This is a genomic window from Psychromonas sp. MME1, assembly GCF_041080865.1.
Classification (GTDB): Bacteria; Pseudomonadota; Gammaproteobacteria; order Enterobacterales; family Psychromonadaceae; genus Psychromonas.
The window spans coordinates 2,158,654-2,183,986 of record NZ_CP160906.1 but is presented as its reverse complement, the minus strand read 5'-3'; the positions used below and the strand labels follow the sequence as shown (position 1 = coordinate 2,183,986).

Annotated in this window: 20 protein-coding genes; 10 read left to right on the top strand and 10 right to left on the bottom strand. The window is 39.6% G+C overall.

What is annotated here, in order from left to right:
- Complete coding sequence (locus tag AB2N10_RS09980; protein WP_369433787.1) at positions 1 to 1,326, top strand: transglycosylase SLT domain-containing protein; 1,326 nt, start codon at positions 1 to 3, stop codon at positions 1,324 to 1,326.
- 131 nt (positions 1,327 to 1,457) lie between these two features.
- On the opposite strand, the gene AB2N10_RS09975 is transcribed toward AB2N10_RS09980, so the two are convergent.
- Positions 1,458 to 1,943: a VOC family protein gene (locus AB2N10_RS09975; protein ID WP_354623806.1), complete on the bottom strand. Its 486-nt coding sequence runs from the start codon at positions 1,941 to 1,943 to the stop codon at positions 1,458 to 1,460.
- A gap of 123 nt (positions 1,944 to 2,066) precedes the next feature.
- On the opposite strand from AB2N10_RS09975, the gene AB2N10_RS09970 reads away from it, so the two are divergent.
- On the top strand, positions 2,067 to 2,969 hold the full coding sequence (locus tag AB2N10_RS09970; protein WP_354623807.1) for a LysR family transcriptional regulator: 903 nt from the start codon (positions 2,067 to 2,069) through the stop codon (positions 2,967 to 2,969).
- Between the two features lie 73 nt (positions 2,970 to 3,042).
- On the opposite strand, the gene AB2N10_RS09965 is transcribed toward AB2N10_RS09970, so the two are convergent.
- The 5 genes from AB2N10_RS09965 to cmoA form a co-directional block, all read right to left on the bottom strand.
- Positions 3,043 to 4,272 (bottom strand): methyl-accepting chemotaxis protein, encoded by a 1,230-nt coding sequence (locus AB2N10_RS09965; RefSeq protein ID WP_369433786.1) that lies wholly within the window; start codon positions 4,270 to 4,272, stop codon positions 3,043 to 3,045.
- On the bottom strand, positions 4,260 to 4,904 hold the full coding sequence (locus tag AB2N10_RS09960) for a hypothetical protein (RefSeq protein ID WP_369433785.1): 645 nt from the start codon (positions 4,902 to 4,904) through the stop codon (positions 4,260 to 4,262). The genes AB2N10_RS09965 and AB2N10_RS09960 overlap by 13 nt, the downstream gene beginning before the upstream one ends.
- A gap of 137 nt (positions 4,905 to 5,041) precedes the next feature.
- The gene (locus AB2N10_RS09955) at positions 5,042 to 5,635 is read right to left on the bottom strand and encodes a CoA pyrophosphatase (RefSeq protein WP_369433784.1); all 594 of its coding nucleotides are present in this window, start codon (positions 5,633 to 5,635) and stop codon (positions 5,042 to 5,044) included.
- Complete coding sequence (cmoB, locus tag AB2N10_RS09950) at positions 5,636 to 6,622, bottom strand: tRNA 5-methoxyuridine(34)/uridine 5-oxyacetic acid(34) synthase CmoB (RefSeq protein WP_369433783.1); 987 nt, start codon at positions 6,620 to 6,622, stop codon at positions 5,636 to 5,638. It abuts the gene before it with no gap.
- A 2-nt stretch (positions 6,623 to 6,624) separates the two neighbouring features.
- A complete protein-coding gene (cmoA, locus tag AB2N10_RS09945) occupies positions 6,625 to 7,359 on the bottom strand; it encodes a carboxy-S-adenosyl-L-methionine synthase CmoA (protein WP_369433782.1) in 735 nt (244 codons plus the stop codon).
- Between the two features lie 157 nt (positions 7,360 to 7,516).
- Between cmoA and aspS the strand changes: the two genes are divergently transcribed.
- The 3 genes from aspS to AB2N10_RS09930 all read left to right on the top strand — a co-directional run bounded on the left by aspS (position 7,517) and on the right by AB2N10_RS09930 (position 11,520).
- On the top strand, positions 7,517 to 9,286 hold the full coding sequence (gene aspS / locus AB2N10_RS09940; protein ID WP_354623812.1) for an aspartate--tRNA ligase: 1,770 nt from the start codon (positions 7,517 to 7,519) through the stop codon (positions 9,284 to 9,286).
- Between the two features lie 202 nt (positions 9,287 to 9,488).
- Positions 9,489 to 9,977 carry a hypothetical protein gene (locus tag AB2N10_RS09935; RefSeq protein ID WP_354623813.1) on the top strand — a complete coding sequence of 163 codons (489 nt, stop codon included), beginning with the start codon at positions 9,489 to 9,491 and terminating at the stop codon, positions 9,975 to 9,977.
- Between the two features lie 187 nt (positions 9,978 to 10,164).
- Positions 10,165 to 11,520 carry a hypothetical protein gene (locus AB2N10_RS09930; RefSeq protein WP_369433781.1) on the top strand — a complete coding sequence of 452 codons (1,356 nt, stop codon included), beginning with the start codon at positions 10,165 to 10,167 and terminating at the stop codon, positions 11,518 to 11,520.
- 259 nt (positions 11,521 to 11,779) lie between these two features.
- Here AB2N10_RS09930 and AB2N10_RS09925 read toward each other — a convergent pair whose 3' ends face one another.
- From AB2N10_RS09925 to xylF, 3 genes are read right to left on the bottom strand one after another with little or no spacing between them, the layout of a single operon-like run.
- Complete coding sequence (locus AB2N10_RS09925; RefSeq protein WP_354623925.1) at positions 11,780 to 12,991, bottom strand: sugar ABC transporter permease; 1,212 nt, start codon at positions 12,989 to 12,991, stop codon at positions 11,780 to 11,782.
- Positions 12,991 to 14,517: a xylose ABC transporter ATP-binding protein gene (locus AB2N10_RS09920; RefSeq protein WP_369433780.1), complete on the bottom strand. Its 1,527-nt coding sequence runs from the start codon at positions 14,515 to 14,517 to the stop codon at positions 12,991 to 12,993. The genes AB2N10_RS09925 and AB2N10_RS09920 overlap by 1 nt, the downstream gene beginning before the upstream one ends.
- A 51-nt stretch (positions 14,518 to 14,568) precedes the next feature.
- On the bottom strand, positions 14,569 to 15,429 hold the full coding sequence (gene xylF, locus AB2N10_RS09915; RefSeq protein ID WP_369433779.1) for a D-xylose ABC transporter substrate-binding protein: 861 nt from the start codon (positions 15,427 to 15,429) through the stop codon (positions 14,569 to 14,571).
- Between the two features lie 874 nt (positions 15,430 to 16,303).
- On the opposite strand from xylF, the gene AB2N10_RS09910 reads away from it, so the two are divergent.
- Both AB2N10_RS09910 and AB2N10_RS09905 read left to right on the top strand, forming a co-directional pair.
- The gene (locus tag AB2N10_RS09910; RefSeq protein ID WP_354623818.1) at positions 16,304 to 17,794 is read left to right on the top strand and encodes a fucose isomerase; all 1,491 of its coding nucleotides are present in this window, start codon (positions 16,304 to 16,306) and stop codon (positions 17,792 to 17,794) included.
- A gap of 94 nt (positions 17,795 to 17,888) precedes the next feature.
- The gene (locus tag AB2N10_RS09905; RefSeq protein ID WP_354623819.1) at positions 17,889 to 18,926 is read left to right on the top strand and encodes an aldose epimerase family protein; all 1,038 of its coding nucleotides are present in this window, start codon (positions 17,889 to 17,891) and stop codon (positions 18,924 to 18,926) included.
- A gap of 76 nt (positions 18,927 to 19,002) precedes the next feature.
- On the opposite strand, the gene AB2N10_RS09900 is transcribed toward AB2N10_RS09905, so the two are convergent.
- Positions 19,003 to 20,220: a DNA-binding transcriptional regulator gene (locus AB2N10_RS09900; RefSeq protein WP_354623820.1), complete on the bottom strand. Its 1,218-nt coding sequence runs from the start codon at positions 20,218 to 20,220 to the stop codon at positions 19,003 to 19,005.
- Positions 20,221 to 20,742: 522 nt separating this feature from the next.
- On the opposite strand from AB2N10_RS09900, the gene xylB reads away from it, so the two are divergent.
- The 3 genes from xylB to tkt all read left to right on the top strand — a co-directional run bounded on the left by xylB (position 20,743) and on the right by tkt (position 25,320).
- Positions 20,743 to 22,194 carry a xylulokinase gene (gene xylB, locus AB2N10_RS09895; RefSeq protein WP_354623821.1) on the top strand — a complete coding sequence of 484 codons (1,452 nt, stop codon included), beginning with the start codon at positions 20,743 to 20,745 and terminating at the stop codon, positions 22,192 to 22,194.
- 102 nt (positions 22,195 to 22,296) lie between these two features.
- On the top strand, positions 22,297 to 23,274 hold the full coding sequence (gene tal, locus AB2N10_RS09890) for a transaldolase (RefSeq protein WP_369433778.1): 978 nt from the start codon (positions 22,297 to 22,299) through the stop codon (positions 23,272 to 23,274).
- 48 nt (positions 23,275 to 23,322) lie between these two features.
- Positions 23,323 to 25,320: a transketolase gene (gene tkt / locus AB2N10_RS09885; protein WP_369434667.1), complete on the top strand. Its 1,998-nt coding sequence runs from the start codon at positions 23,323 to 23,325 to the stop codon at positions 25,318 to 25,320.
- Positions 25,321 to 25,333 lie beyond the last annotated feature (13 nt).

Genomic DNA, 25,333 nt, shown 5'->3' with positions numbered 1-25,333 from the left:
ATGAAATGGTCTAATTTTCTTTTTTTTAGTAGCGTAGTTATTAGTTGTCCCACATATGCAAATGATCCCTTTGCTGAGTTGGATCAAGAGATGGCCGTTTATGATGATCGCTCTGGTGATTCAGTGGCATTAGAAAAAGAGTTTCAAGCATTTCTTATTGAGCAAGAGAAGCAGTATCAAGCTTGGTTAGTGGCCTATTTAAAGGAATTCGACCAGTTTCAGCAAACATTAGTTAGTAAATGGGGGGAAGGGGATGTTTCTCAGTCAGATCGAAACGTTGAATTTAGTGATGACCAAAATGTGAAATCCGTGGTTGACTATGAAAATGAAGAGCTGAGTGTTGCTGTCTTAGTCGATAAAAACCTCTCTCAACAGGAAGTTGAAAAGGTGGTACAGGATAAAATTGAGACCCTGTTACAGGATAAAAAATCGAATATTGCACGTCTTTTTGGTGATCGAGAATTTATTAAAAAAGGCCATGTTACGGTTGATCAAGTGGCATTTTCTGAAAATAAAAAACAACAAGTTAAAGAACGTATCATCAAACAAACCCAAGCGCAGATCCAACAAATTGATAAACAAGCCGATAGAGTTCAACTTGCTAATGATCAAGTTAGCGAAGATAAATCTCAACAAATTGCGATTCAGGAGAAAGCGGAGCTTATCGAGTTAACAAAGCAACGCATGAACAAGGCCGATAGCACTTATCAGGAGGCTCAAAGAAAGAGTAAAAATGACAAGAATATTGCCGTTTATAAAGTGCAGTTACCTAAAAATAGCTTACAAGATAGAGCTAAAAAATATGTAGATATGGCAGAAAAAGAGGGCAAGGCGCGTGATATTTCCCCCGCATTAGTGATGGCGATTATGCATTCTGAGTCGGCCTTCGATCCTCGCGCAACTTCGCCGGTTCCTGCCTATGGATTAATGCAAATCGTGCCTCGAACAGCAGGGCATGATGTTAATCGTTTGCTGCGTAATATTGATAAACCGATGCAAAAAAATGACCTTTATATTCCTGCTGTTAATGTAGAAACGGGGACGGCCTATTTAGATATTTTAGACAAACGTTATTTAAAAGCGATCAAGGATGACCGTAGCCGCCTATATTGCACTATTGCTGCCTATAATACGGGCGCCGGTAATGTCGCACGAGTGTTTAATAAAAATGGCTCGCGCAATATTAATCAAGCGGCGACGGAGATTAATAGATTATCTGCCGATGAAGTTTATAAACAGTTAATCACTAAATTACCCTATGATGAAACAAGGCAGTATTTACGTCGCGTTAACTCTCGTATTGCACTTTATCAAGTGAAAATATAAGAAGGGGCATTGTGTGAGTAAAATCGATGAATGTTCTTAACTTAACAAGAAGAGGGGGCGGGTATCGAGAAAGTCAGATTGAGGCGTAGTTGCCTCAATCTGTTTATTTGTCTTGTTGTTTATGTCAAAGATTACTCATATTCTGCAGCGTAAGTCTCTTCATAGGTGTGTGAGTAAAGCTCAAATAAGTTACCAAATGGGTCTTCTAAGTAAACCATTTTAGCTTGGTTGTTATCATCTTCTGGGTGATAACGCATGATATCCATTCTCACTTTGCCGCCAAACTTTTCAGTTCTTTCGATCGCGCCATGAAAGTCATCAGTTTGTAAACAAAAGTGGAAAATACCTAATCGAGAAAAATCCACCACATGGCGTTCTGCACGCTCTTTCATTTCAAACATCTCAACACCAATACCATCGCTAGTTACTAAGTGTGCGATATTAAAGCCCTTGAAGCCTTCACCAAAAACGGCAATACACATTCTGCCTATTGCAGTTTCACGCTCTTCAGTGACTTTGGTATTTCCCATAACAACTTTAAGGCCAAGCGCTTTAGTGTAAAACTCAACCGCTTTATCCATATCACCTACCATTATACCGACATGATTCATTTTCATAATTTGCTCCAATCTCTGTTATTTAATTTGTAACTTGTTTTGATGGGATAAGTATATGAGATCTGTTTTATTATTTAAAATTATGAATTATAATCATTACTATAATTTTTTGTTATGGTGGAGGTGGCTATTTTAAATCCTAACTGGCTCAATACCTTTGTAACGCTGATTGATACCGGTCACTTTACTAAGAGTGCTGAAAAACTATTTATGACTCAGCCTGGTGTTAGCCAACATATTAATAAGCTTGAAGATGCCTGTGGGCATCCGCTTATTCGCCGTGATAAAAAAAGTTTTGAACTCACTGAGCAAGGCCGCCTAGTTTATGAATACGCAAGGCAGTTAGCAAATAACGAACATCAATTATTGGAAAAGTTAGCCTTTGATGATCCCTTTAGTGGACGTGTCACCATCGCCTGTTCTGGTGCGCTGGCATTGATTCTTTATCCGCTGTTATTGGATTTACAAACCTTGCATCCCCAACTTGTGATTCAGTTAAAAGCAGCACCGAACCAGCAAATATTAAATGAAATACAAAAAGGGCTCATTGATATTGGTATTGTTACCCATATCCCTAATCATAGCCTGTTTGATGTGCAAGAACTTGGTTGCGAGCAGTTATGCTTAGTGTTTCCCGCTAGTGTTGAGTCTGATTGCATTGACGTGAATTTATTAACATCGCTTGGGCTGATTAATCACCCAGATGCTGAACATTATTTGTCGCTTTACGTTGCAAAAAGTCAGGATTCCCATTTTAACACATTGAATATTAGCGCCCTGCCGGTATCTGGTTATATCAATCAAATAAGTCAGATATTGCAACCCGTCGCGAGAGGGCTGGGGTTTACCGTCTTACCAAAAAGTGCCATCGATAGTTTTCAAGATCCTCAACATTTAAAAATATTTGCATCACAAAAGCCGGTTATGGAAGATCTATATTTAGTGAAAAAGAGAAACCGCCTACTGCCAGCTAGATTTAAGACCGTCAATGCAAAGTTACAAGCACATTTTCACTCTCTATTGTAAATGATTTCGATTGCGATGATAAAAAAGCCTCCTAAGTATCATGGCGATATTTTCCCTGGAGGCCCTTTTAAAGTTAGAGCGTAAAGTGTTGCGTTTGTTTAGCTAATACATTTGCTTGCTCGACTAACTCATGGCTAATTTTTTCATTTTGTAATGCCGACTTGCTGGCATCTTGTGCAACATCGCGAATAGATACAACATGTTGATTGACCTCTGCAGCAACGGCACTCTGCTGTTCAATTGCCGTAGCAATCGCAGTATTCATATCTGAAATAACCACAACATCGGCGTTAATCGCATCGAGCATGGCACCCGCCTTGGCTGCTTTCATGCGACTTTCTTCACCTTCATGGTTACATTCACCCATTAATGTGACAATATCATGGGTTCTATTTTGTAATTCAGCAATAATCACTTCTATCTCTTTGGTTGAGGTCTGTGTGCGGCTAGCTAAGGTACGTACCTCATCGGCAACCACGGCAAATCCTCGCCCTTGCTCACCCGCTCGTGCCGCTTCAATAGCGGCGTTTAATGCCAATAAGTTCGTCTGTTCGGCAATGGAGCGTATTACATCGAGGACACTGGCAATATTTTTACCGTCGCGTTCGAGTTCCTGTACCACGGATTCTGATTGTATCAACTTGTCAGATAAGCACTGAATTTGCTGGATGGTTGCATCTACTTCATCTTTACCTTGAATAGTATTCTGATTGGTCTGCTGCGCTTTGTCTGCTGCATCCTGTGTATTTGAAGCGATCTCTTCAATGGTTGATAACATTTCTGTTACCGCCGTAGCAACCATATCTGTCTCTTGCAGCTGTGATTGCACGCCTTTATTGGTCTGGCGAATATTATCGGTGAGAGAGTGGCTTACGTGGGTAACACTGCTGACCGATTGATTAACCGAACTAATTAACCCTTTAAAGTTATTTAATACGTGATTAAAGGCATTCGCTATGGCGGCTAATTCATCATTTGTATTTTTAGATTGGATAGGGGTACTTAAATTATTAGTGTCGGCAATGGTTAGCATGGAACGTTGTATTCCATTAAGTGCAGTGATTATATTATGTACGATGAACCACGTGATAAATGCAATTAATAATATCGATATTATCCCAATGGCATAGGTCATTTGTTTACTTGCAGCCATATAATCGACCGAAGTATCATAAACGTGCTGCTTCACTTTTGCTAATTGTTCATCAAGTAGGTGAACGCTCGTGCGCATCTCGTTTAGTAAACCTTGATTGGCGTTGTAACCGAGCTTTTTTTGCTCTTTAACTAAATCTAAAAAAGCCATTTTGTACAATCTAAGCTTTTATGTAATGCCTCCTTTTGGTCTTCTAAGGAGGCTGTATATTCAATGATATTGGCTAAATTGTTACTGTTTTCTTCAAATTTTTGTACGTATTTGTCATCAATACGTAACATGTAATCTTTTTCATTGCGGCGTAATTGCAACATAATACTTAATACTTCAAAGTCAATGTTAGCGATTTTCTCTTCAGCATCATGTACGGCGTTTCTTAGTTCGCCATATAAACCCGTAGTTGATGTTAACCCGATAGTTTTTTTCACATTCACAACAGCACTAAACTTTTCTTCATAGGTTGCTAATATAGTCTGAAGTTGTTGTACTTCAGTTGACGCAACGCCAATATCGAGTAATTGGCTAGCTAAAACGCTCAGTTTATCTCTGTTTAAGTTGCTTAATTGTTCAAACTGCTGCTGGTATTGTAGGTCGTTGCGGGCAAGAAAATCTTTCTCATAACGGCGTAATTGCAATATATCATTTTCCACTTCCCCTACACTGGTGACTAAAGCGAGATCTTTTTGCATTGTCGTCGATGATAGGGTTATGAGTAATAGCATTCCTAGCATGGCGATAATTGATATGGAGGCATTTAGTACCAATTTGTGTTTTATAAGCATGTTAAAATCCTAAACAAGTCGCAATTATTGTTAAGTTTAATGTTAATGTTAAAATAATGTTAGCAATTTAAGCGTAAATGTATCAAAGCGCGACATATAAATGGTGTATTGGTTTATATTCGTCTGGAGTATAAAGATTATTGCCATATTTGTTGTTGTAAATTGTGTAAAATTTGTGCGGTTGCCCCCCAGATTAATCTATTTTGATAGCGAATACAGAAGGTATAGTGGCGTTGTTTATTGGCGACAAGATGCTGTTTATGGAAGTTTTTACTGTCGAGTAAATAACTAAGTGGTACTTCAAAAACACTACGCACTTCTTGTTTATCAATGCTGAGTTGGTAGTCACTATCAATAAACCCCAAGTAAGGGTTGATAGTAAAACCACTAATGGTGGAGAGAGAGGGTAAGCGTCCGAAAATATCGACTTGCCCTTGTAAAATCCCAATCTCTTCTTCAGTTTCCCGCAATGCGGTATCTAACAGGCTATTATCTGACGCTTCATGCTTGCCACCGGGAAAGCTAATTTGTCCAGGGTGGTGGCGCAGGTGCAAGGCGCGTTCGGTAAAGAGGATATTAATCCCCGTTGCGCTATTAACAAAGGGGATTAATACTGCGGCCTGTTTAAAGCCTTTTTGTTGTTTATAAATACTCTTTTTACTGCTGTGTAAATCTGTATCAAGCTGTTGCTTGAATAATATAAAACGATTTAAAAAGGGTTGTTTATCCATTTATGATAACGGCTTAAAGGCTTTTTTAGCGATTAACAGCGCGCGCTTCGGCGCAGGGTGCCCTTCGATGGTTTTACTGGGATCGTTAGGATCTAAATAATCCTGTAGTGATTCGTTGGTCATCCATGCAGTGCTGCGTTGTTCTCCCGTTAGGGTATCGTTAATATCAACAATACGTACATCTTCAAAGCCACATTTTTCTACCCATAATTTAAGTGCTTCTGCGCTGGGTAAAAACCAAATATTACGCATTTTGGCATATCTATCCTGCGGCACTAACACCGAATTTTCATCGCCAGCAATCACTAAGGTTTCTAACACTAATTCGCCGCCTTCAACGAGTTGATCCTGCAATTGAGTAATATGATCCATCGGTGATTTACGATGATATAGTACGCCCATTGAAAAGACCGTATCGAAGGCCGCCAGCTTAGGTAGCTCTTGGATGCCCAGAGGCAGTAGGTGGACATTTTGCTCTTTATTGGCAAAGTGACGTATCGCTTCAAATTGACATAAAAAGAGGTCACTAGGGTCGATGCCAACAACAAACTCCGCACCTTCACCTAGCATGCGCCACATGTGGTAACCACTGCCACAACCTACATCTAATACATAGCGGTATTTAAGTGGGCTAATATGGGGTAAGACGCGATCCCATTTCCAATCACTTCGCCATTCGGTATCAATGTGAATGCCGTGAATAGTAAATGGGCCTTTGCGCCAAGGGTGAAATTTTTGCAGTAGACTCTCTATTTTTTTACTTTCGCCCAGTGCAAGCTCGCCTTCACTACCTATTTCAACTCTCTCTTTGAGTTCGATGGATGCTGTTTTAATAGCGGGAAGTTTATTTAATACGCGTATCCAACCAGCGAGTTTTCCGTGTACGTGGCTGTTTTCCCACTCATGCAGCTGTGTTGGCAGTACACGTAGCCAGTGGCTCAAACGATTTTTTGCAATAATGCTGTAGAAATGACTAAAGTCGATCATAATTACTCTTTAATACTGATAATAGAGCCAAAGTTAAAACATTGGTACCATAGATTGTTGTGTTTAAAACCAGCCTGTTGAAGGCGTTGATAGTGCTGTTCAACGGTCTCTGCGATTAATACATTATCCAATGAGGACCGTTTTTGGCTGATCTCTAGTTCACTATAGCCATGACTACGTTTAAAATCTAAGTGCAGGTCGATTAATAGTTGATGGCTGGTGGCATCCTCAAAGATAAATTTTTCCGATAAGACCAATACCCCACCCGGTAATAACCCCTTATAGATATTACGTAATAATGTTAGCCGTTTCTCAAGTGATAAAAACTGTAGGGTGAAATTGAGCACCACCACGGAAGCATTATTAATGTCGATATTACAAATATCATCACACAGAACAGTAACAGGTGTTTCTGACTTATAGGCGTTAATGTGTTGCTGACAACGTTCAACCATCGCCTGCGAGTTATCGACGGCAATAATTTTACAACCACTTTTATTAGTCAAACCTCGTCGCATCGAGAGTGTCGCCGCGCCCAATGAACAGCCTAAATCATACAGGTTGCTGTTTTCTATCGCGCAGCGCTGAGTGATCATACCGATCGTTTGGATGATCTTCTCATAGCCCGGGACAGAACGCTTGATCATGTCAGGGAAAACTTGCACAACCTGTTCATTAAAGGTAAATCCACCTATTTGTTCAAGTGGCTGACTATAAATATTGTCTGTTTTACTCATGGGGGTGGCCTATTCGTTTAAAACTGGGTATTTTTAAAGGCGCATTTTACTCAAAATAGCGCAGACGGTCATTTTTTTATTTAGCCGTATGCCTAAAGGTCATTTTCTTTTATAATGCAGCAATTATTTTGTAATGTATTTAAAACAGGAATCGATAATGCGCACTATGTATTGTGGTGAAGTGACCGAAGCAAATATTGGTCAAGAAATTGAGTTAGTGGGTTGGATAAATAAGCAACGTGATTTAGGTGGAGTAACCTTCCTCGATATGCGTGATCGTGCGGGTATTGTGCAGGTCTTTTTTGATGGTGATACGCCAGAAGCAACCGCTATTGCTGCAACAGTACGTAATGAATTTTGTATCAAAATGAAAGGTCAAGTTCGTGCTCGTCCTGAAGGGCAAGTGAACAAAGAGATGACCACAGGTGGTATCGAAATCCGTGGTCTTGAATTAGAGATCTTAAATCGCAGTGAGCCATTACCCCTTGATAGCAACCAACAAAATAGTGAAGAGCAACGTTTACGTTACCGCTATTTAGATTTACGTCGCCCAGAAATGGCTGCACGTATGCAGTTCCGTGCCAAAGTGAGTAGCTTTGTGCGTCGCTTCCTCGATGACAATGGCTTTTTAGATGTTGAAACGCCAATCTTAACCAAAGCCACTCCAGAAGGTGCGCGTGATTATTTAGTGCCAAGTCGTACTCACAAAGGTCAGTTTTTTGCATTACCGCAATCTCCACAGCTCTTTAAACAACTGTTGATGATGTCTGGTTTAGATAAATATTACCAAATCGTTAAATGTTTCCGCGATGAAGATTTACGTGCCGACCGTCAACCTGAATTTACCCAAATCGATATTGAAACGTCATTCATGACGGCAGATCAAGTGATGGATAAAACAGAAGAGATGATCGTTAAGCTGTTCAAAGAGATGCTTGATGTTGATTTAGGCACTTTCCCGAAAATGACCTATGCCGAAGGGATGCGTCGTTTTGGTAGCGATAAGCCAGATTTACGTATCGACTTTGAATTAGTCGATGTAGCAGACCTGTTAACTGAAGTTGAATTCAATGTATTCTCTGGCCCTGCTAACGATCCTCAGAGTCGTGTTGCGGTGATCTGTGTGCCTGGTGGTGCTGCACTGTCACGTAAAAATATTGATGAATACGGCAAATACGTCACCATCTATGGCGCGAAAGGACTGGCATGGATGAAAGTGAACGAAGTCGCAAAAGGGTTGGAAGGGGTGCAATCGCCGATTGCTAAATTCCTATCGGAAGAGATCGTTGCTGAGATCCTCAAACGTAGCAATGCCCAAGATGGCGATATCATCCTATTTGGTGCCGATAAAGCGAATGTTGTGGCTGAAGCCATTGGTGCATTACGTCTTAAAATAGCGGAAGATTTAGGTTTAGTGAAAGATGAGTGGAAACCGCTTTGGATCATTGATTTTCCTATGTTTGAACCATTAGAAGATGGCTCTCTAACACCTTTACATCATCCATTTACCGCACCAATCAATTTAACGGCAGAAGAGTTAGAGGCTAGCCCTGTTGGAGCTATCTCTAATGCCTACGACATGGTATTAAACGGTTGTGAGCTTGGTGGTGGTAGTGTGCGTATTCACAAACAAGATATGCAAGCCGCAATTTTCCGTATCTTAAATATATCCGATGAAGAAGCACAGGATAAATTTGGTTTCCTATTAGAAGCATTACAATTTGGTGCGCCACCACATGCAGGACTTGCATTTGGTTTAGACCGTTTAGTGATGCTAATGACGGGCACAAGCTCAATTCGTGAAGTGATTGCCTTCCCGAAAACCGCGTCAGCAGCTTGTCCACTAACCAATGCACCGGGTGTTGCTAACCCAGCGGCACTTGCAGAGTTAAATATTGCAGTCGTTAAAACAGAAAAAAAAGCGTAAGCAATAACGTTTAGTAGTTTGCTAGGCGTAATCAGTGCTATCAACAAAGCGGCTTAAGGCCGCTTTTTTATTGCGTTGTTATTGGTGATTTTTTACGAAAGTGAGTTCAACAATACAAGATAGTTGTAGTTATACAATCGCGTTGTTGCTAGATTTGTCAGCAAATAAATACTGTGTTTAAGCCACTATCTATGGGTGCTGTATGCCGCTAATTAAAAAATTAATGCTATTTCCGCTCGTATTATCTATGTCATCCTTTGCCGCTGAGCAACAATCTATCAGCAAAAGTTATCTCTATGGAGATTGGCATTGCCAATATGAAGGCGTTGATACTAAAACAAAAATGAAAGCGAAAATTGACTATAAGATCAATTTTATGCGCACAGGGAAGACAAGTGGAGGTGGTTCGCTTTTATTGAGTGTGCCTAATTTTCCTCAATTAGAATATCGTCTTACGGATAACTCAGCGTGGCAGATTAATGGCAGCAAATTAACATTATCCTCGACGGATATTAGCGCTGTTAATGTTAGCCATCCCGAATTAGATAAGTTTTTTAACTTAAAGAAAATTATTCCAAGCAACATCAGCGAATCATCAACAGTAATAACCCTAACTAAAGCGCACCTTAAGGTACAATCTGACTCGGATGGTCGAATTTATAGCTGTAATAAAATAGCCAGCAAAGGGTAACAAAATGACTTCAGTAACTTGGTGTTTTATTGAATGCTATGGCTGGATGTAAATTGTTTTTGGCGTGATCTATAAACATTGATTTAGTTGGATAAGTGTATTGGGTTCATTGATTATACTATGTTAATTTAATTCATGGATGATATGTTGACCTATTTGTTGACGAGAATGTATATGGGAGAGTTTAATGAAATGTATATTGTTCGTACCTCTTTTTTTGGTATTTGGTTCTCTGGTTGGTTGTGCAACGCTACATGATGAACTTGTTGAAAACCCGACATTATCCACAGTTCAAAGAGTTGAGCGCATCGCTGTTGAAACTAATTCAGATGTGTTTGATATTGACAATGAGACATGTACCTCTCTGCTTGAATGCGCGGTATATTTAAATGATTATGCACTTGCTGAATGGATAGTAAATAACATTAAGCTCCGACAATATTATATTGCCAGTGAGTGGAAATTTAAAAGCCACATCATCTACGCACCTCTAAGGTACAATCTATCGGATGCAGAAGCCAGCAGGTACTTTAAACTGTTTATTTCACATGGGTTTAATCCCAATGTTTGTGACTATGGCAGTGTCCGCCCCATTACCTTTGCGTTTAGAAAAGGTTATATTGAATCGTTCAAAGTTTTATTGGCTGAATCAGATATTTTATTAAATGGGCAAAAAAAACAACAACTTACTCATTGTGCTGATACAAGCCTCTATATAGATGACCTATTCCGGTTGGATTTTTCAAAAGAGTTACGTAGAGAACTCACAAACGACGCAATATGGAAAGCGACTAAGGGATCACTACTATCATCTATTATTCGAGTATATGACAAGGCGACCCCTTCTCAAGCAGAAATGCTGTTTTTGTTACTCGAAGCAATGAATGATCCTGATCAGATATACATTTATCATAATACATACCGATGTGACCATTACTCTAGCGATTCAGCCCTTGCTTATGCAACTTGCCTATCAAAAAATGAAGTTGTTAACCTCCTTACTGCATATTACTTGAGTACCAATAAATTTACAGACGATTATAGGCAATATGTATTTCGTAGCGCAGACAGCACAATTAAAGCAACACTTTCTGATGCCGAGCTCAGAGCTAAAAACGCTAAGATTGCGCGAGAAAATGAAGCGTACAGAAGAAAGCTTAGGAAGCAGTTTGATAAAGCGTTTAATGAAGAGCCTGCAAGTTATAATCTGAGTGAGTTTCGTTCTGTTTCTGAACAGTTAGGGACGGATAGTTTTTCTAATATCGATGTTAATTCGTCCGCTACTCAAAATAGTAACAAGTTAGTAGATTTTGACTTTCACTTGTATGTCGATTCAGTCGGGGTGAAAGAAAAACCAGAGCAAAAGAAAACATATTTCGTGGGTGAGACCTGCAAAAGGTATCCGTGGGCTTCAACCTGTCAAAATAAGGTAAATAAACCGAATGTTGAAGAGGGCTACTGGGATTGTAATGTATTTGTAAAAGGTAAAAAAACGGCAGAAGAATCGCAAAAATCACAACGAGGCAAGGTTTGTGTAGAATAAAATAAAAAATTGGGATATTCATGGATTTAAAACGTTAAGTTGTTGATTTGTTTTAACCCCATGTTGAGTCTCCCCAAACCTTGAATTCAAGAATATAAAAAAGCCCAATCGTGAACTGACCCCCAATAGTTGGACAACCAATTACTGAGGGGCTTTTTTATGTCCAAATATAGTCGTGAGTTAAAACTCATCATCGCAAAAGAATGCCTAGGTGGTAACTCATCTAGGAAACTAGCAAATGAATTAACAATATTTTTGATTAACGTTTTTGTTTACTTGCACTGTCCATCCATACTGCTAGTAATAAAACGCCACCTTTGACTATATATTGCCAGAAGGTTGGGACATCCATCATGCTCATTCCGTTATCAAGTGAGGCCATTATAAAAGCGCCAATAACAGCACCCATAACCGTACCAACACCACCAGACATACTGGTGCCCCCGATAACACAGGCCGCAATCGCATCAAGTTCGGCAATATTACCCGCCGAAGGTGAACCTGCCCCTAAACGAGAACTTAATATTAAGGCAGAAACAGCGACTAGGAATCCATTCATTGCATAAACGGCTAACTTAGTGCGCTCGACATTGATGCCGGATAAACGACTTGCTTCAATATTACCACCAATGGCGTAGATACGGCGTCCAAAACGCGATTTTGTTGCCATAAAAGTACCAACAAGTGCGAAGAATATAAGTAATAAAACAGGAGTCGGTACACCACGGTAATCATTAAGTAAGAATATAACCGTTAAAACGGCGATACCCATGATAGCGTTTTTCATTAAAGAGCGCTGCATACTTGGCACTGATAACTCATATTTTTTACGCATACCATTACGCTTCTGTTGCCAGCCAAAATAAGCTGCAAGGCAACCAACACCAATCACTAAGCTAACCATGCTAGGCAGATAACTTTGCCCGATAACACCCATTGCATTTGAAATGGGTGCGACTGTTGTACCATCTGTTATACCAATTAAAATACCTCGAAATGCCAAGTAACCAGCTAAGGTAACAATAAAAGAGGGGACTTTGCGATAAGCAATCCACCAACCATTCCAAGCACCTAAAAGTACACCCGTGGTTAATGTTATGATGATTGTTAAAGGAAGAGGAAAACCAAACCAGACATCTAAAATAGCTGCTATCCCACCTAATAACCCCATTAGTGAACCAACAGAAAGGTCAATTTCGCCACTAATGATGACAAAAACCATCCCTATTGCCAAAATACCCGTGATTGCAGTTTGTCTAAAAAGGTTAGAAATATTTCTGGGTGTTAAATAACTCCATTCTGTCATAATGCTAAAGAAGAGCATGATGAAAATAATAGCGGCAACCATAACGAACATTTGGATATTAATATTTTTTATTCGTTCCATCAGCTTTAAATTATTTGCTGTTTTGATGTTGTTTATTCCACTCATTGGACTTTCCTGTTTGTTTAATTCACTTGAATTTTCCATCACGCTGCCTCTCCTTTTTCTGATAATGCACAATCCATAATTATTTTTTGTGATAAGTTGTTGTTGATTAAATCGCCTTTAATGATTCCTTCGTGCATCACCAATACTCGGTCGCTGATACCAAGCACTTCAGGTAACTCTGAGGAGACCATAATGATACTGAGTCCTGTTTTGACGAGTTGAAACATCAATTTATAAATCTCGTATTTAGCACCGACATCGATACCTCGCGTCGGTTCATCAAGAATTAAGATACTAGGATTGACCATTAAGAATCTTGATAAAATAGCTTTCTGTTGATTACCACCGGATAAACTGCTGATAGCAATTTCCGTGTTGGGGGTTTTTACCGTTAATCTTTTAACGCCTTCTGCAATGGTGTTGGCTTCTAAGGTGTCGTTTAATACTCCTGCTGAGGTAAATTGATCAAGTGCCGCTAAAGACATGTTTTGTCCAACCGACATAACTGGGACAATTCCATTATGTTTTCGGTCTTCAGGAACCATTGCTATACCTGCTTCTAGGGCATCGCGGCTATTTTGAATAAGGAGTTGTTCGCCATTTAAATAAAATTGACCTTCATATTTACCTTGATAACACCCATATAAGCATTCCATTAACTCGGTTCGACCTGCACCAACGAGCCCTGAAATACCGAGAATTTCTCCTTTGCGAAGTTCAAAACTGGCATTTCTTACTTTCGGAATGGATGAGTTTGATTTATCCCAGGCATTGACATTTTTAACCTCAAGTACGACCTCTCCAATGTCATGTTCTTCGCGTGGGAAAAGTTGCTTCATTTCTCGTCCGACCATCATGGTGACAATATCATCGGTTGTCATATTTTTGGCTTCACGAGTTCCAATAGGTACGCCATCTCGAATAACGCAAATGTGATCGGAAATCTCCTTCACTTCACTAAGCTTATGGGAAATATATATACAACTAACGCCTGAGTCTCTAAGCTCTTTTACTAAGGTGAGTAAAATCTCGGTTTCTGATTCGGTGAGGGGGGCTGTCGGTTCATCGAGTACTAAGAGCTTGGCATTTTTAGACATTGCCTTGGCAATTTCAACTAATTGTTGTTGACCTACGCCTAAATCACCAACTTTAGTTTCGGGGGATACTGATAGTTTTACTTTGCTTAATAATGCTTTAGCTTCGTAATGCATTAATTCGAAATCCATCATGCCGAAATTACAGATCTCTGATCCAAGAAAAAGATTTTCGAGAATACTTAACTCTTTTACTAATGTGAGTTCTTGGTGAATAATGGCGATACCTAAATCTTCCGTATCTGATATTTTCTTTGGTTCTATTTTTTTACCTTTGTAAATTATTTCACCTTCATATTCACCGTGAGCGTAAATACCGCAAAGTACTTTCATCAAGGTTGATTTTCCGGATCCATTTTCCCCACATAACGATAAAATTTCACCTTTATCTAATCTAATGCTAACGCCATCCAAGGCTTTTACCGAACCAAAGCATTTTACGATATTACGCATTTCTAGCAGTGGATACATAAATTACTCCTTATAAAAAACGCTAAGTTTTCACTTAGCGTTTTATCTGTTTTATTTGCTATAAAGTTCTTCTTTAGAGTGGAAGCCATCTGCCACGATAGTTTCTTTTATGTTAGTCACATCAACGGCTATCGGCTCTAATAACCAAGCAGGAACGTCCTTCATGCCGTTATTTAATTTCGCGTTTTGTTTTGGAGTATCGCCATTACCTAAGGTTACCGCAATTTCAGCTGCACGCTGTGCTAGTGCAACGATAGGTTTGTATACCGTCATGGTTTGGGTACCAGCAATGATTCTGCGTACTGCTGCTAAGTCAGCATCTTGTCCTGAAATAAATACTTTACCTGCTAGACCTTGTGCTTCTAAAGCTTGAATAGCACCACCTGCAGTAGAGTCATTAGAAGCGACTACAACGTCAATATCGTTATTATTAGCTGTTAGCGCATTTTCCATTATTTTTAATGCATTTTCTGCTAACCAGGCATTAACCCATTGATCACCAACAACTTTGATATCGCCTGAATCAATTTTAGGCTGTAGAATGTTCATTTGTCCTTGACGGAAAAGTTTTGCATTATTATCAGTTGGCGAGCCACCCATTAGGAAATAACGACCAGATGGTTTTGAAGCGAGCATTGATTTTGCTTGCATTTCACCGACTTTCTCATTGTCAAAGGAGAGGTAAAAATCAATGTCTGCATTGTTGATCAGGCGATCGTAAGAAAGTATTTCAATACCATCAATTTTTGCTTCTTTGATTACATTAGAAAGCACCTCTCCGTTTGTAGGTATGATAACCAACACATCAACACCACGAGAGATCATATTTTCAATTTGCGATATTTGTGTTTGTTCATTTCCGTTTGCAGACTGGACGTATACTTTAGCGCCTAATTGTTCTGCTTTCGCCACAAAAATATCTCTATCTTTCTGCCAACGTTTAAACGAAGATCGTCAATTACCATGCCTATTTTCACTGTTTTAGCAAAGATAGGCGTACTAATACTCATTAAAACTACACATAAGAGGGTGATTATTTTACTCATTATCCTGTCCTTTTGTAATGTTGTATAAATGTTGTCTATTTGTGGTTTACATTCACATGCGCGGTGAATATTTAAACAATATGCCGATCTGTTTATAAAGTCTTTTCATGAATTTTATTTCTCTTTTGTTATTTTTTGTTTATTTGATTTATTGTGATCCTGCGCATGCGTGTGATTGGTAGGTGTTTTATTTAAGAGGTATTACAGAGTCAAAAAGGTTGTCGTATTTATAAACCGGAACGGGAATATGCTCGCGTATTGTATTTTAGGTCAATAGTGAAAAAGTTTGTTTTGATTTAAAATCAATAGCTTAAGTTTTTTTGTAAGCGTGATTCTGTTATTGTCAAATTTCACATTTAAATCAAGCGTTTTATTATTCGTAAAGTTTATATCATCCATTTAAAAAATTAGTGTAAAAATAGAGTGTGGCATGTTAAGCCTTATATATCGGTTTTTTCATTTAGAGAGATGGTTAGATTGAAACATAAACAATTCTTATCAATCACACTCTTAATTATTTTTGATATTTATTCATAAAGGAGTGGAAGGGGATAGCAAACGTTATTTGGGTCATAATGCAACTCACAGCACTATTTTTGTGATCAATGTAATTATTTTCGGCCTATCTTTTAGTAAAACTAAAAAACAGAAATGGTTTGTTATTTTTCACAATATTTTTTTTCTCTACAACTCTTCATAGTGTCTCCAACTTAATTCATTAACACATATTTGGAGCTATTATGATCAATATTCCACAGGTAAAGCTAGGTATCGTAGCCGTTAGCCGTGACTGTTTTCCTATCCGCCTTTCAGAACAACGTCGCCAAGCTGTTGTTGCTTCTTGTGCCGAAAAAGAGATTAGCATTATAGAACTAAGCACTATTATTGAAAACGAAAATGATATGCTTAAAGCGTTAGCTGAAGCAAAAGAGCTTGGGGTAAACTCGCTAGTTATTTACTTAGGTAACTTTGGCCCTGAAGGTCCGTTAACACAAATGGCACAACGTTTTGATGGCCCAGTGATGTTTGTTTCTGCTGCTGAAGAATCAACTGCATGCCTTGCAGATGATCGTGGTGATGCATACTGTGGTATGTTAAACGCATCATACAGCGCAGGTTTACGTAATATCCGTCCTCATATTCCAGAATACCCAGTGGGAACACCATCAGAAGTGGCAACAATGATTGCCGATTTCGTACCAGTTGTACGTACTATTCTTGGCCTTAAAGGGCTTAAAATATTCAGCTTTGGTCCTCGTCCACAAGACTTTGTTGCCTGTAATGCACCAATTAAAGCGTTATTCGACCTTGGTGTTGAGATCATGGAAAACAGTGAACTTGATCTGTATGACCTATATCTACAAGCTGAAGGGCATGCTGATATTCCTGCGATTATTGCAGATATGGAAGCTGAGCTAGGCGATAATAACCCATACCCAGATCTATTGCCTAAACTAGCACAATACGAAGCCGCATTATTAGATTTCCATAAAGCAAATCTTGGTGCATCAAGCTTTGGTGTATTTGCTAATAAATGTTGGCCTTCATTTGAAAAATTCTTTGGGTTTGTGCCTTGTTATGTCAATGCTCGCTTAGCAGACCGTGGTATTCCCGTTGCATGTGAGGTAGATATCTACGGTGCTCTTTCTGAGTACATGATCACTTGTGCAACTAATCAAGCTGCAACCTTACTCGATATCAATAACTCTGTACCAACCGATATGGTTGAAGCAAATGCTGAAATCATGGGCGATTACACTGCAAAAGATCTCTTTATGGGCTTCCATTGTGGTAACACCGCTTCGAGTTGTATGAAAAATTCACAATTGCGTTTCCAAAAAATCATGCACAGCTTAATGGAACCTGGTCAAGAGCCAAATATCACGCGTGGTACGCTTGAAGGTCAAATTAAACCGGGTGAAGTAACATTATTCCGCTTACAATCAACGGCTGATACTAAGCTTCGTGCTTATGTTGCACAGGGGGATATTCTAGACATCGATCCACAATCTTTTGGTTCAATTGCTGTTTTTGCTATTCCAGAAATGCAACGTTTTTACCGCCACGTGTTAATTCAAAAACGTTACCCTCATCATGCTGGTATTGCGTTTGCGAAAGTGGGCAAAACAATGTATCAAGTGCTTAATTTGTTAGGGGTTACCGATATTGATTATAACCAACCGGCATCAGAGCGTTATCCAAATGAGATCCCTTGCACTTTCTTAAACTAAAACTGCAAGACGCTTAAATCGTTTCAATACAGATAGTGCATGCTGCTTGGCACATGCACTTTTTTTATACCATTTATATGCATAGGAGAAAGCTATGCCAGCAGTAACGACTTCAGGAATCATTAAACAGACATGGGGTGATACTCACCTTTATTCATTAAAGAATGCACAGGGTACCCAGGTTGATATTTCATCACTGGGTGCGACTATTGTTAACTTTTTTGTTAATGATAAAAATAATAAGCGCCAGAATATCGTATTAGGTTTCAATCAAGCGCAAGATTATTTAGATACTAAAGCGTATATTGGTAGTGTGGTCGGACCGTGGGCAAACCGTATTGCTGGCGGTAAGTTTCCATTGAACGGAGAAATTATTTCATTAGAATTAAACGAAGGCACTAATCACTTACACGGTGCATCTATTCATATGGATAAGCAAGATTGGTCTGTTGAGTCGTTTTCTGAGCAATCGATTTGCCTTGCATTACGAACAAAAGAAGGCGATTCTGGCTACCCTGCAAATATCAATTTTACCGTTGAGTATGTATTAAACGATGATAATGAATTATCCATTGAGTACAGCGCGACGACGGATAAAGCGGTACCGATCAATGTTACTCAACATACCTACTTTAATTTATCGGGTTGCCATGAAAAAATTGTTGATCACCGTATCTCTATCGATGCAGATCACTACCTGAAAATAGATGATAAATCAATTCCAATGAGCAAAGAGTCAGTGGGAGAAACCGCAATGGATCTTCGTACATCAAAATTGATTCAAGAAGGCTTGCTTGCTGATGAACAGCAAATTAAATTGGTTAATGGTTACGATCACTGTTGGTGTTTAAACCAAGATGATTTTGCACTAGCAGCTCAAGTCAATTGTGACTCTACAGGTTTACAAATGCAGGTTTTCACCGACCAAAATGCAATTCAGTTATATACGGGTAATGCATTACCGGGGGAGATTGGTCGAGAAGGTCAGGCTTATGATGCTTATTATGGGCTATGCCTTGAGACGCAACATTACCCAAACCAAGTAAATATGCCAGACATTGCAGAGCAGTGCATCTATACGCCTGAACGTCCTTATAGTCATAAAACGATGTTTAAAATAGCTGTGAATTAAAAATTCATTCGAATGAATATCGTTAACAGGTGAAAAGCCGTTACACTATTTTAAGTTTAACGGCTTCATTATGTGCTTAGATTAATGAGCGAGCATGATTAACTCGATAGTCTTTTGGCGTCATATTGATATCTTTTTTAAACACAGTATACATGTATTGTAACGATGGATAACCGCACAACCCCGGTATTTCAGCAATCGATATATTCGTTGATGCGAGTAACTCACAAGCACGTTTTAGTTTGGCATTATGGATCTCTTGGTGTACCGAATGGCCGCGCTCTTCTTTAAAGCGAGCTTCAAGGTTAGAACGAGATATCATTAGTGCATCTAATACTTGGTCTACTTTGATGCCGTTAAAGGCATTGTTACGAATGTAGTGCATCGCCTTAATTACATAGGGGTCGTTAACCGCCTGATAATCGCTGCTTTGTCGAGCAAACACCTCTGCAGCAGGTACAATAATACGGGGGTAAACGATATCTGTATCTATGTCATCTTCATGGATTTGTTGTTCATTATCCTTCACTTTTAGTAATTGTTTGTGAAGCATTTTAGCGGCAGCGTAACCCATTTGTTTACACCCTTGGCCCACTGTACTTAATGAGACATGGGTTAAATAACTGGTTAGCTCTTCGTTATCTATGCCTATTATTGCAATATCATCAGGCACCATCAAATCAAGGTGATCACATTGTTGTAATAAATGACGAGCACGAGCATCGGTTACTGCAATAATCCCAACGGGTGTAGGTAAGCTTTGTAGCCATTCGGCGAGGTGCTCCATATCATCTTGCCATGTTTGTGGTGTAGTATGATAGCCGCGATAAATGGAGGCATTATATTCTTCATCGGCAATCAACTGGCTAAATGCTCTTTCTCTTTCAATTGCCCAGCGTGAAGAGTGACTCTCTGGTAATCCGTAGAAAGCGAAATTTTCTAACCCTTTGTCTTTAAGGTGATTAAATGCATTGCTAACTAAACTGACGTTATCCGTTGCGATATAGGGCATAAAAGGATAATCATTCTCATTAGCATAGGAACTGCCAATCCCGACCACAGGGGTTTTTAACTTTGAGAGTAATAATTCTATTTCAGGATTATCTAAATCCGCAATAATGCCGTCACCAACCCAGTCTTGAATATTATCTAGATTGGTACAAAAATCTTCTTCAAAAAAGATATCCCAATGACATTGCGTCGCTTGGAGATACTCTCCAATACCTTGGATTATTTGCCGATCATATGCTTTATTAGCGTTAAATAACAATGTAATACGGTAATTTTTTTTCATAAATAATGCTTTAATTATTTGGGATTGCAAGTGCAATCCATCTTAAATGTTAAGGATAGCGGATCTTTAACGACTTTTTAAAATTAATTAGCTATTTCTATAAAGTAAAGCTTTTCTTCCTGTGCTTACTCTACATAAACAGATGAAAATTAACTGAAAAAGGTCCACAAATACGAGTAATTGGAACAATATTTTAGTTTCTAACATTGAGCGAAATTTAAATAGAAAATTCTGCACTCTACACCTCGCTAATATTCATTTACAGCTACGCCTAAATAGGAGGCTACACTCATCAATAAGCTTAAATGAGGACTCGGGTTAAGAGTTTTTATCAGTAACTATTCTAGTCTCTGTTTGTGATCTAAGACACGTTCACTAAATCAATGAAACAGTGTACTAAAAAACGTAATTGTTAAGACCTACAGCGAGAGCGTATTCTTTGAATTACAAAAAACCCTCAAACGCATATTAATTTTGCTGAATTAAAGCATATTTACTGCATGAATAAAAAAGGAACGTTGTATGTTTATTGGTATTGATCTTGGAACATCTGGAGTTAAGGCTATTTTACTTGACCAGCGTGGTCTTATTTTAGGAACCAAAACCGTTTCAATCTCTATTTCACGACCTGCGCCACTATGGTCTGAGCAAGATCCTCAAGAATGGTGGAGTGCAACAGACCAAGCCATTATCGCGTTATCAAAAGAGATTGATCTCTCTGCCGTTACTGCGATTGGTATAGCGGGACAAATGCATGGTGCAACACTATTAAATAAAACAGGTGAAGTGCTACGTCCTGCCATTTTGTGGAACGATGGCCGTTGTTCGGAAGAGTGCTTAGAGATTGAAAAATTAGTGCCAACGAGTCGCGAAATAACGGGCAATATCATGATGCCTGGATTTACTGCGCCAAAATTAAAGTGGGTACAAAACCACGAGCCAGAATGTTTTGCACAAATAGATAAAGTTTTATTACCAAAAGACTATCTACGTTACTGTATGACTGGAGATTTTGCATCGGATATGTCTGATTCAGCCGGCACAATGTGGTTAGACGTTGCTAAACGTGACTGGAATGATGAACTGTTAACGGCAACGGGGCTAACACGTGCTCAAATGCCTAAATTATATGAAGGTAGCGAGATAACAGGACATTTATCAGAAGACGTTGCAAAGCGCTGGAATATGCCCTGTGTACCTGTTATTGCTGGCGCTGGTGATAATGCCGCTGGCGCGATTGGTGTTGGTCTTACACAACCGGGGCAAGCGATGTTATCGCTAGGCACATCAGGTGTTTATTTCGCGGTTACCGACGGTTTTGCTGCAAATCCAGAATCAGCATTACACACTTTCTGCCATGCTTTACCTGCTTCTTGGCACTCAATGTCAGTTATTTTAAGTGCTGCATCTTGCCTTGATTGGGTTGCTAAATTAACAGGGTCGGAGAGTGTGCCTAAGATGCTTGCTGAGATCGAAGCAGAAGCAAGTGCTGACTCTGATGTTATTTTCCTCCCTTATTTATCGGGTGAGCGTACCCCGCATAATAACCCAGAAGCTAAAGGTGTGTTCTTTGGAATGACGCATGAAACTTCACGACCAGAGTTAACTAAAGCGGTCTTAGAAGGGGTTGCCTTTGCTTTTGCTGATGGCTTAGATGCACTCCATATCACTGGCAATGAACCTGAAGAAATTTCGCTTATTGGTGGTGGTGCACGAAGCCCTTACTGGCGTCAGATGTTAGCTGACGTATTCAATAAAAAGCTTGTCTATCGTGCTGGTGGGGATGTTGGCCCTGCATTGGGCGCCGCACGCCTTGCTCACTTAGGTACAATTGCAAATGCGAAAATAGAAGATGTTTGCCCTGTGCCGGAGTTAATCCAAACACATATTCCGGATAGTCAAAACCATGCAAGTTATGCACTGAAACGACAAAAATTCCAACAACTTTACGTACAGTTGAAAGATCTTTTCTAACTAATATTTTTTGACAGTGCTGATATCGTTGAAATGCACTAAGTTTAATCGCTTAATGATGAATATCAGCCTGCTAAGCAAGAACTTAAAAAGAGTAAATTAATGAATCAATTACAGCAATTACAACAAATGACAACAGTCGTGGCTGATACCGGTGAGGTGGATGCCATTTTAAAATATAAGCCTGAAGATGCAACGACGAACCCATCTTTAATATTAAAAGCGGCACAATTAGAAAGTTATTCTGATCTGATTGATGCGGCAATGGCTTATGCAAAAGAGCAGAGCACAGATAAAGCGCAACAAGTTGTCGATACTTGCGATATGTTAGCAGTTAACATAGGCAAAGAAATATTAAAACAGATCCCTGGTCGTATCTCCACCGAAGTTGATGTTCGTCTCTCATACGATACTGAAAAAACAGTACTTAAAGCACGTAAACTTATCAAAATGTATAACGATGCTGGCATCGCTAACGATCGTATTTTAATTAAAATCGCCTCTACTTGGGAAGGCATTCGTGCTGCTGAAATTCTAGAAAAAGAGGGGATCAACTGTAACCTAACACTTTTATTCTCTTTTGCTCAGGCGCGAGCTTGTGCTGAAGCGGGAGTTTACCTTATCTCTCCATTTGTTGGCCGTATCATGGATTGGTATAAAGCTAAAGAGGGGCGTACATTTGAGGCCGTTGAAGATCCTGGTGTGATTTCTGTTACTAATATTTTTAACTACTACAAAGAGCATGGTTACAAGACGGTAGTTATGGGGGCAAGTTTCCGCAACCTTGGTGAAATAACAGAGCTTGCTGGTTGTGACCGTTTAACCATTAGCCCTGCTTTATTACAAGATTTAAGTGAATCCACAGAGCCACTTGTTATAAAACTTGTTGATAACGGTGCGACTAAAGTACAGCCTGAAAAGATTACGCAATCAGAGTTTTTATGGCAGCACCAACAAGATCCTATGGCATTTGAAAAACTAGCCGAAGGTATACGTGGCTTTGCTGTTGATCAAGTTAAGTTAGAAGCGATGATTGAAGATTATTTGCAGCAAGATGTTACCGCAAAGAAATTTGCATAAGTAGACAAACATATAAACTCACAATAACTTAGTGTTAAAAATAGGCATATTATGAACCGAAAAAAACTGGCTAATGCAATTCGTGCATTAAGTATGGATGGCGTACAACAAGCCAATTCAGGTCACCCCGGCGCGCCAATGGGCATGGCTGATATTGCAGAGGTATTATGGCGAGGACATTTAGACCATAATCCACAAAACCCCAATTGGGCAGATCGCGACCGCTTTATTTTATCTAATGGTCATGGCTCGATGTTGATTTACTCTTTACTGCACTTAACGGGTTACGAACTTTCGATCAATGATCTGAAAAATTTCCGTCAACTGCATTCTAAAACACCTGGGCATCCTGAGTATGGCTATGCTCCCGGTATTGAAACAACGACCGGTCCACTAGGGCAGGGGATTGCCAATGCGGTGGGTATGGCAATGGCTGAGCGAGCATTGGCTGCACAGTTTAATAGAGAAGATCATGAGATCGTTGATCATAATACCTATGTGTTCATGGGTGATGGTTGTTTGATGGAGGGCATATCGCATGAAGTTTGCTCTCTCGCAGGCACATTAGGTTTAGGTAAGTTAATCGCATTCTGGGACGACAACGGCATTTCAATTGATGGTGAAGTGGAAGGTTGGTTTACTGATGATACTGTTCAACGTTTTGAATCTTATGGTTGGCATGTTATTCCTTCTGTTGATGGCCATGATGCAGAGGCGGTCAATAAAGCAATTGAAGCGGCTAAAGCTGAAACGGGTAAACCGACACTTATTTGCACTAAAACCATTATTGGTTTTGGTTCTCCAAATAAAGAAGGATCTCACGATTGTCACGGAGCACCACTTGGTAATGATGAGATATTAGCCGCACGTAAAAAATTAAATTGGGAGTATGAATCTTTTGAAATACCGTCGGAAATCTACGCTGAATGGGATGCGAAAAAAGCAGGCGCAGATAAGGAAGCTGCGTGGGATAAGAAATTTTCAGCTTACCAGGCAAAATATCCTGAGTTGGCGTTAGAATTTAAACGTCGTGTAAGTGGTGAACTTCCTAATGATTGGGAAGCAAAAACCAATACAATTATTGCTGATTTACAGGCAACGCCTGCGAATATTGCATCACGTAAAGCATCGCAAAATGCATTAGAAGCCTTTGGACCTATGTTGCCTGAATTTATGGGGGGATCTGCTGATCTTGCACCTTCAAATCTAACCATATGGTCGGGCTCTAAATCATTAACAGCGAATGATTTTTCAGGTAACTATATCCATTATGGTGTACGCGAATTTGGTATGACAGCAATCATGAATGGTATTGCGCTGCACGGTGGCTTTGTCGCATACGGTGCTACCTTCTTAATGTTTATGGAGTATGCTCGTAATGCAATGCGCATGGCTGCTTTGATGAAGGTGCAAAATATTCAAGTGTACACCCATGATTCAATTGGTTTAGGTGAAGATGGGCCTACCCATCAACCTGTCGAGCAGATTGCTTCATTGCGCTTGACACCCAATATGAGCACATGGCGACCGTGTGACCAAGTAGAATCGGCTGTTGCTTGGAAATTAGCGATTGAACGTAAAGATGGCCCTACGGCGTTAATTTTCTCTCGTCAAAACCTTGCGCAACAACCGCGTGATGCCGTGCAGTTAGCGAACATCACTAAAGGTGGTTATATCCTTAAAGATTGTGTCGGCACACCCGATTTAATATTAATTGCAACGGGTTCTGAAGTTGAGCTAGCAGTTTCTGCTGCGCTAGAGTTAACCGCGAATGGTAAGCAAGTGCGTGTTGTTTCGATGCCTGCGACGGATGTATTTGATAAGCAGGATGCGGCCTACCGTGAATCAGTCTTACCTGCTAATGTGACGGCTCGTATTGCGATTGAAGCTGGTATTGCTGATTTCTGGTATAAATACGTTGGGCTAAACGGGCGTATTGTTGGTATGACAACATTTGGTGAATCAGCACCGGCTGATGAGCTGTTTAAAATGTTTGGTTTTACTGTTGAGAATGTCGTTGAACAAGCAACTCAATTGCTTGCTTAGTAGGTTGATTCCT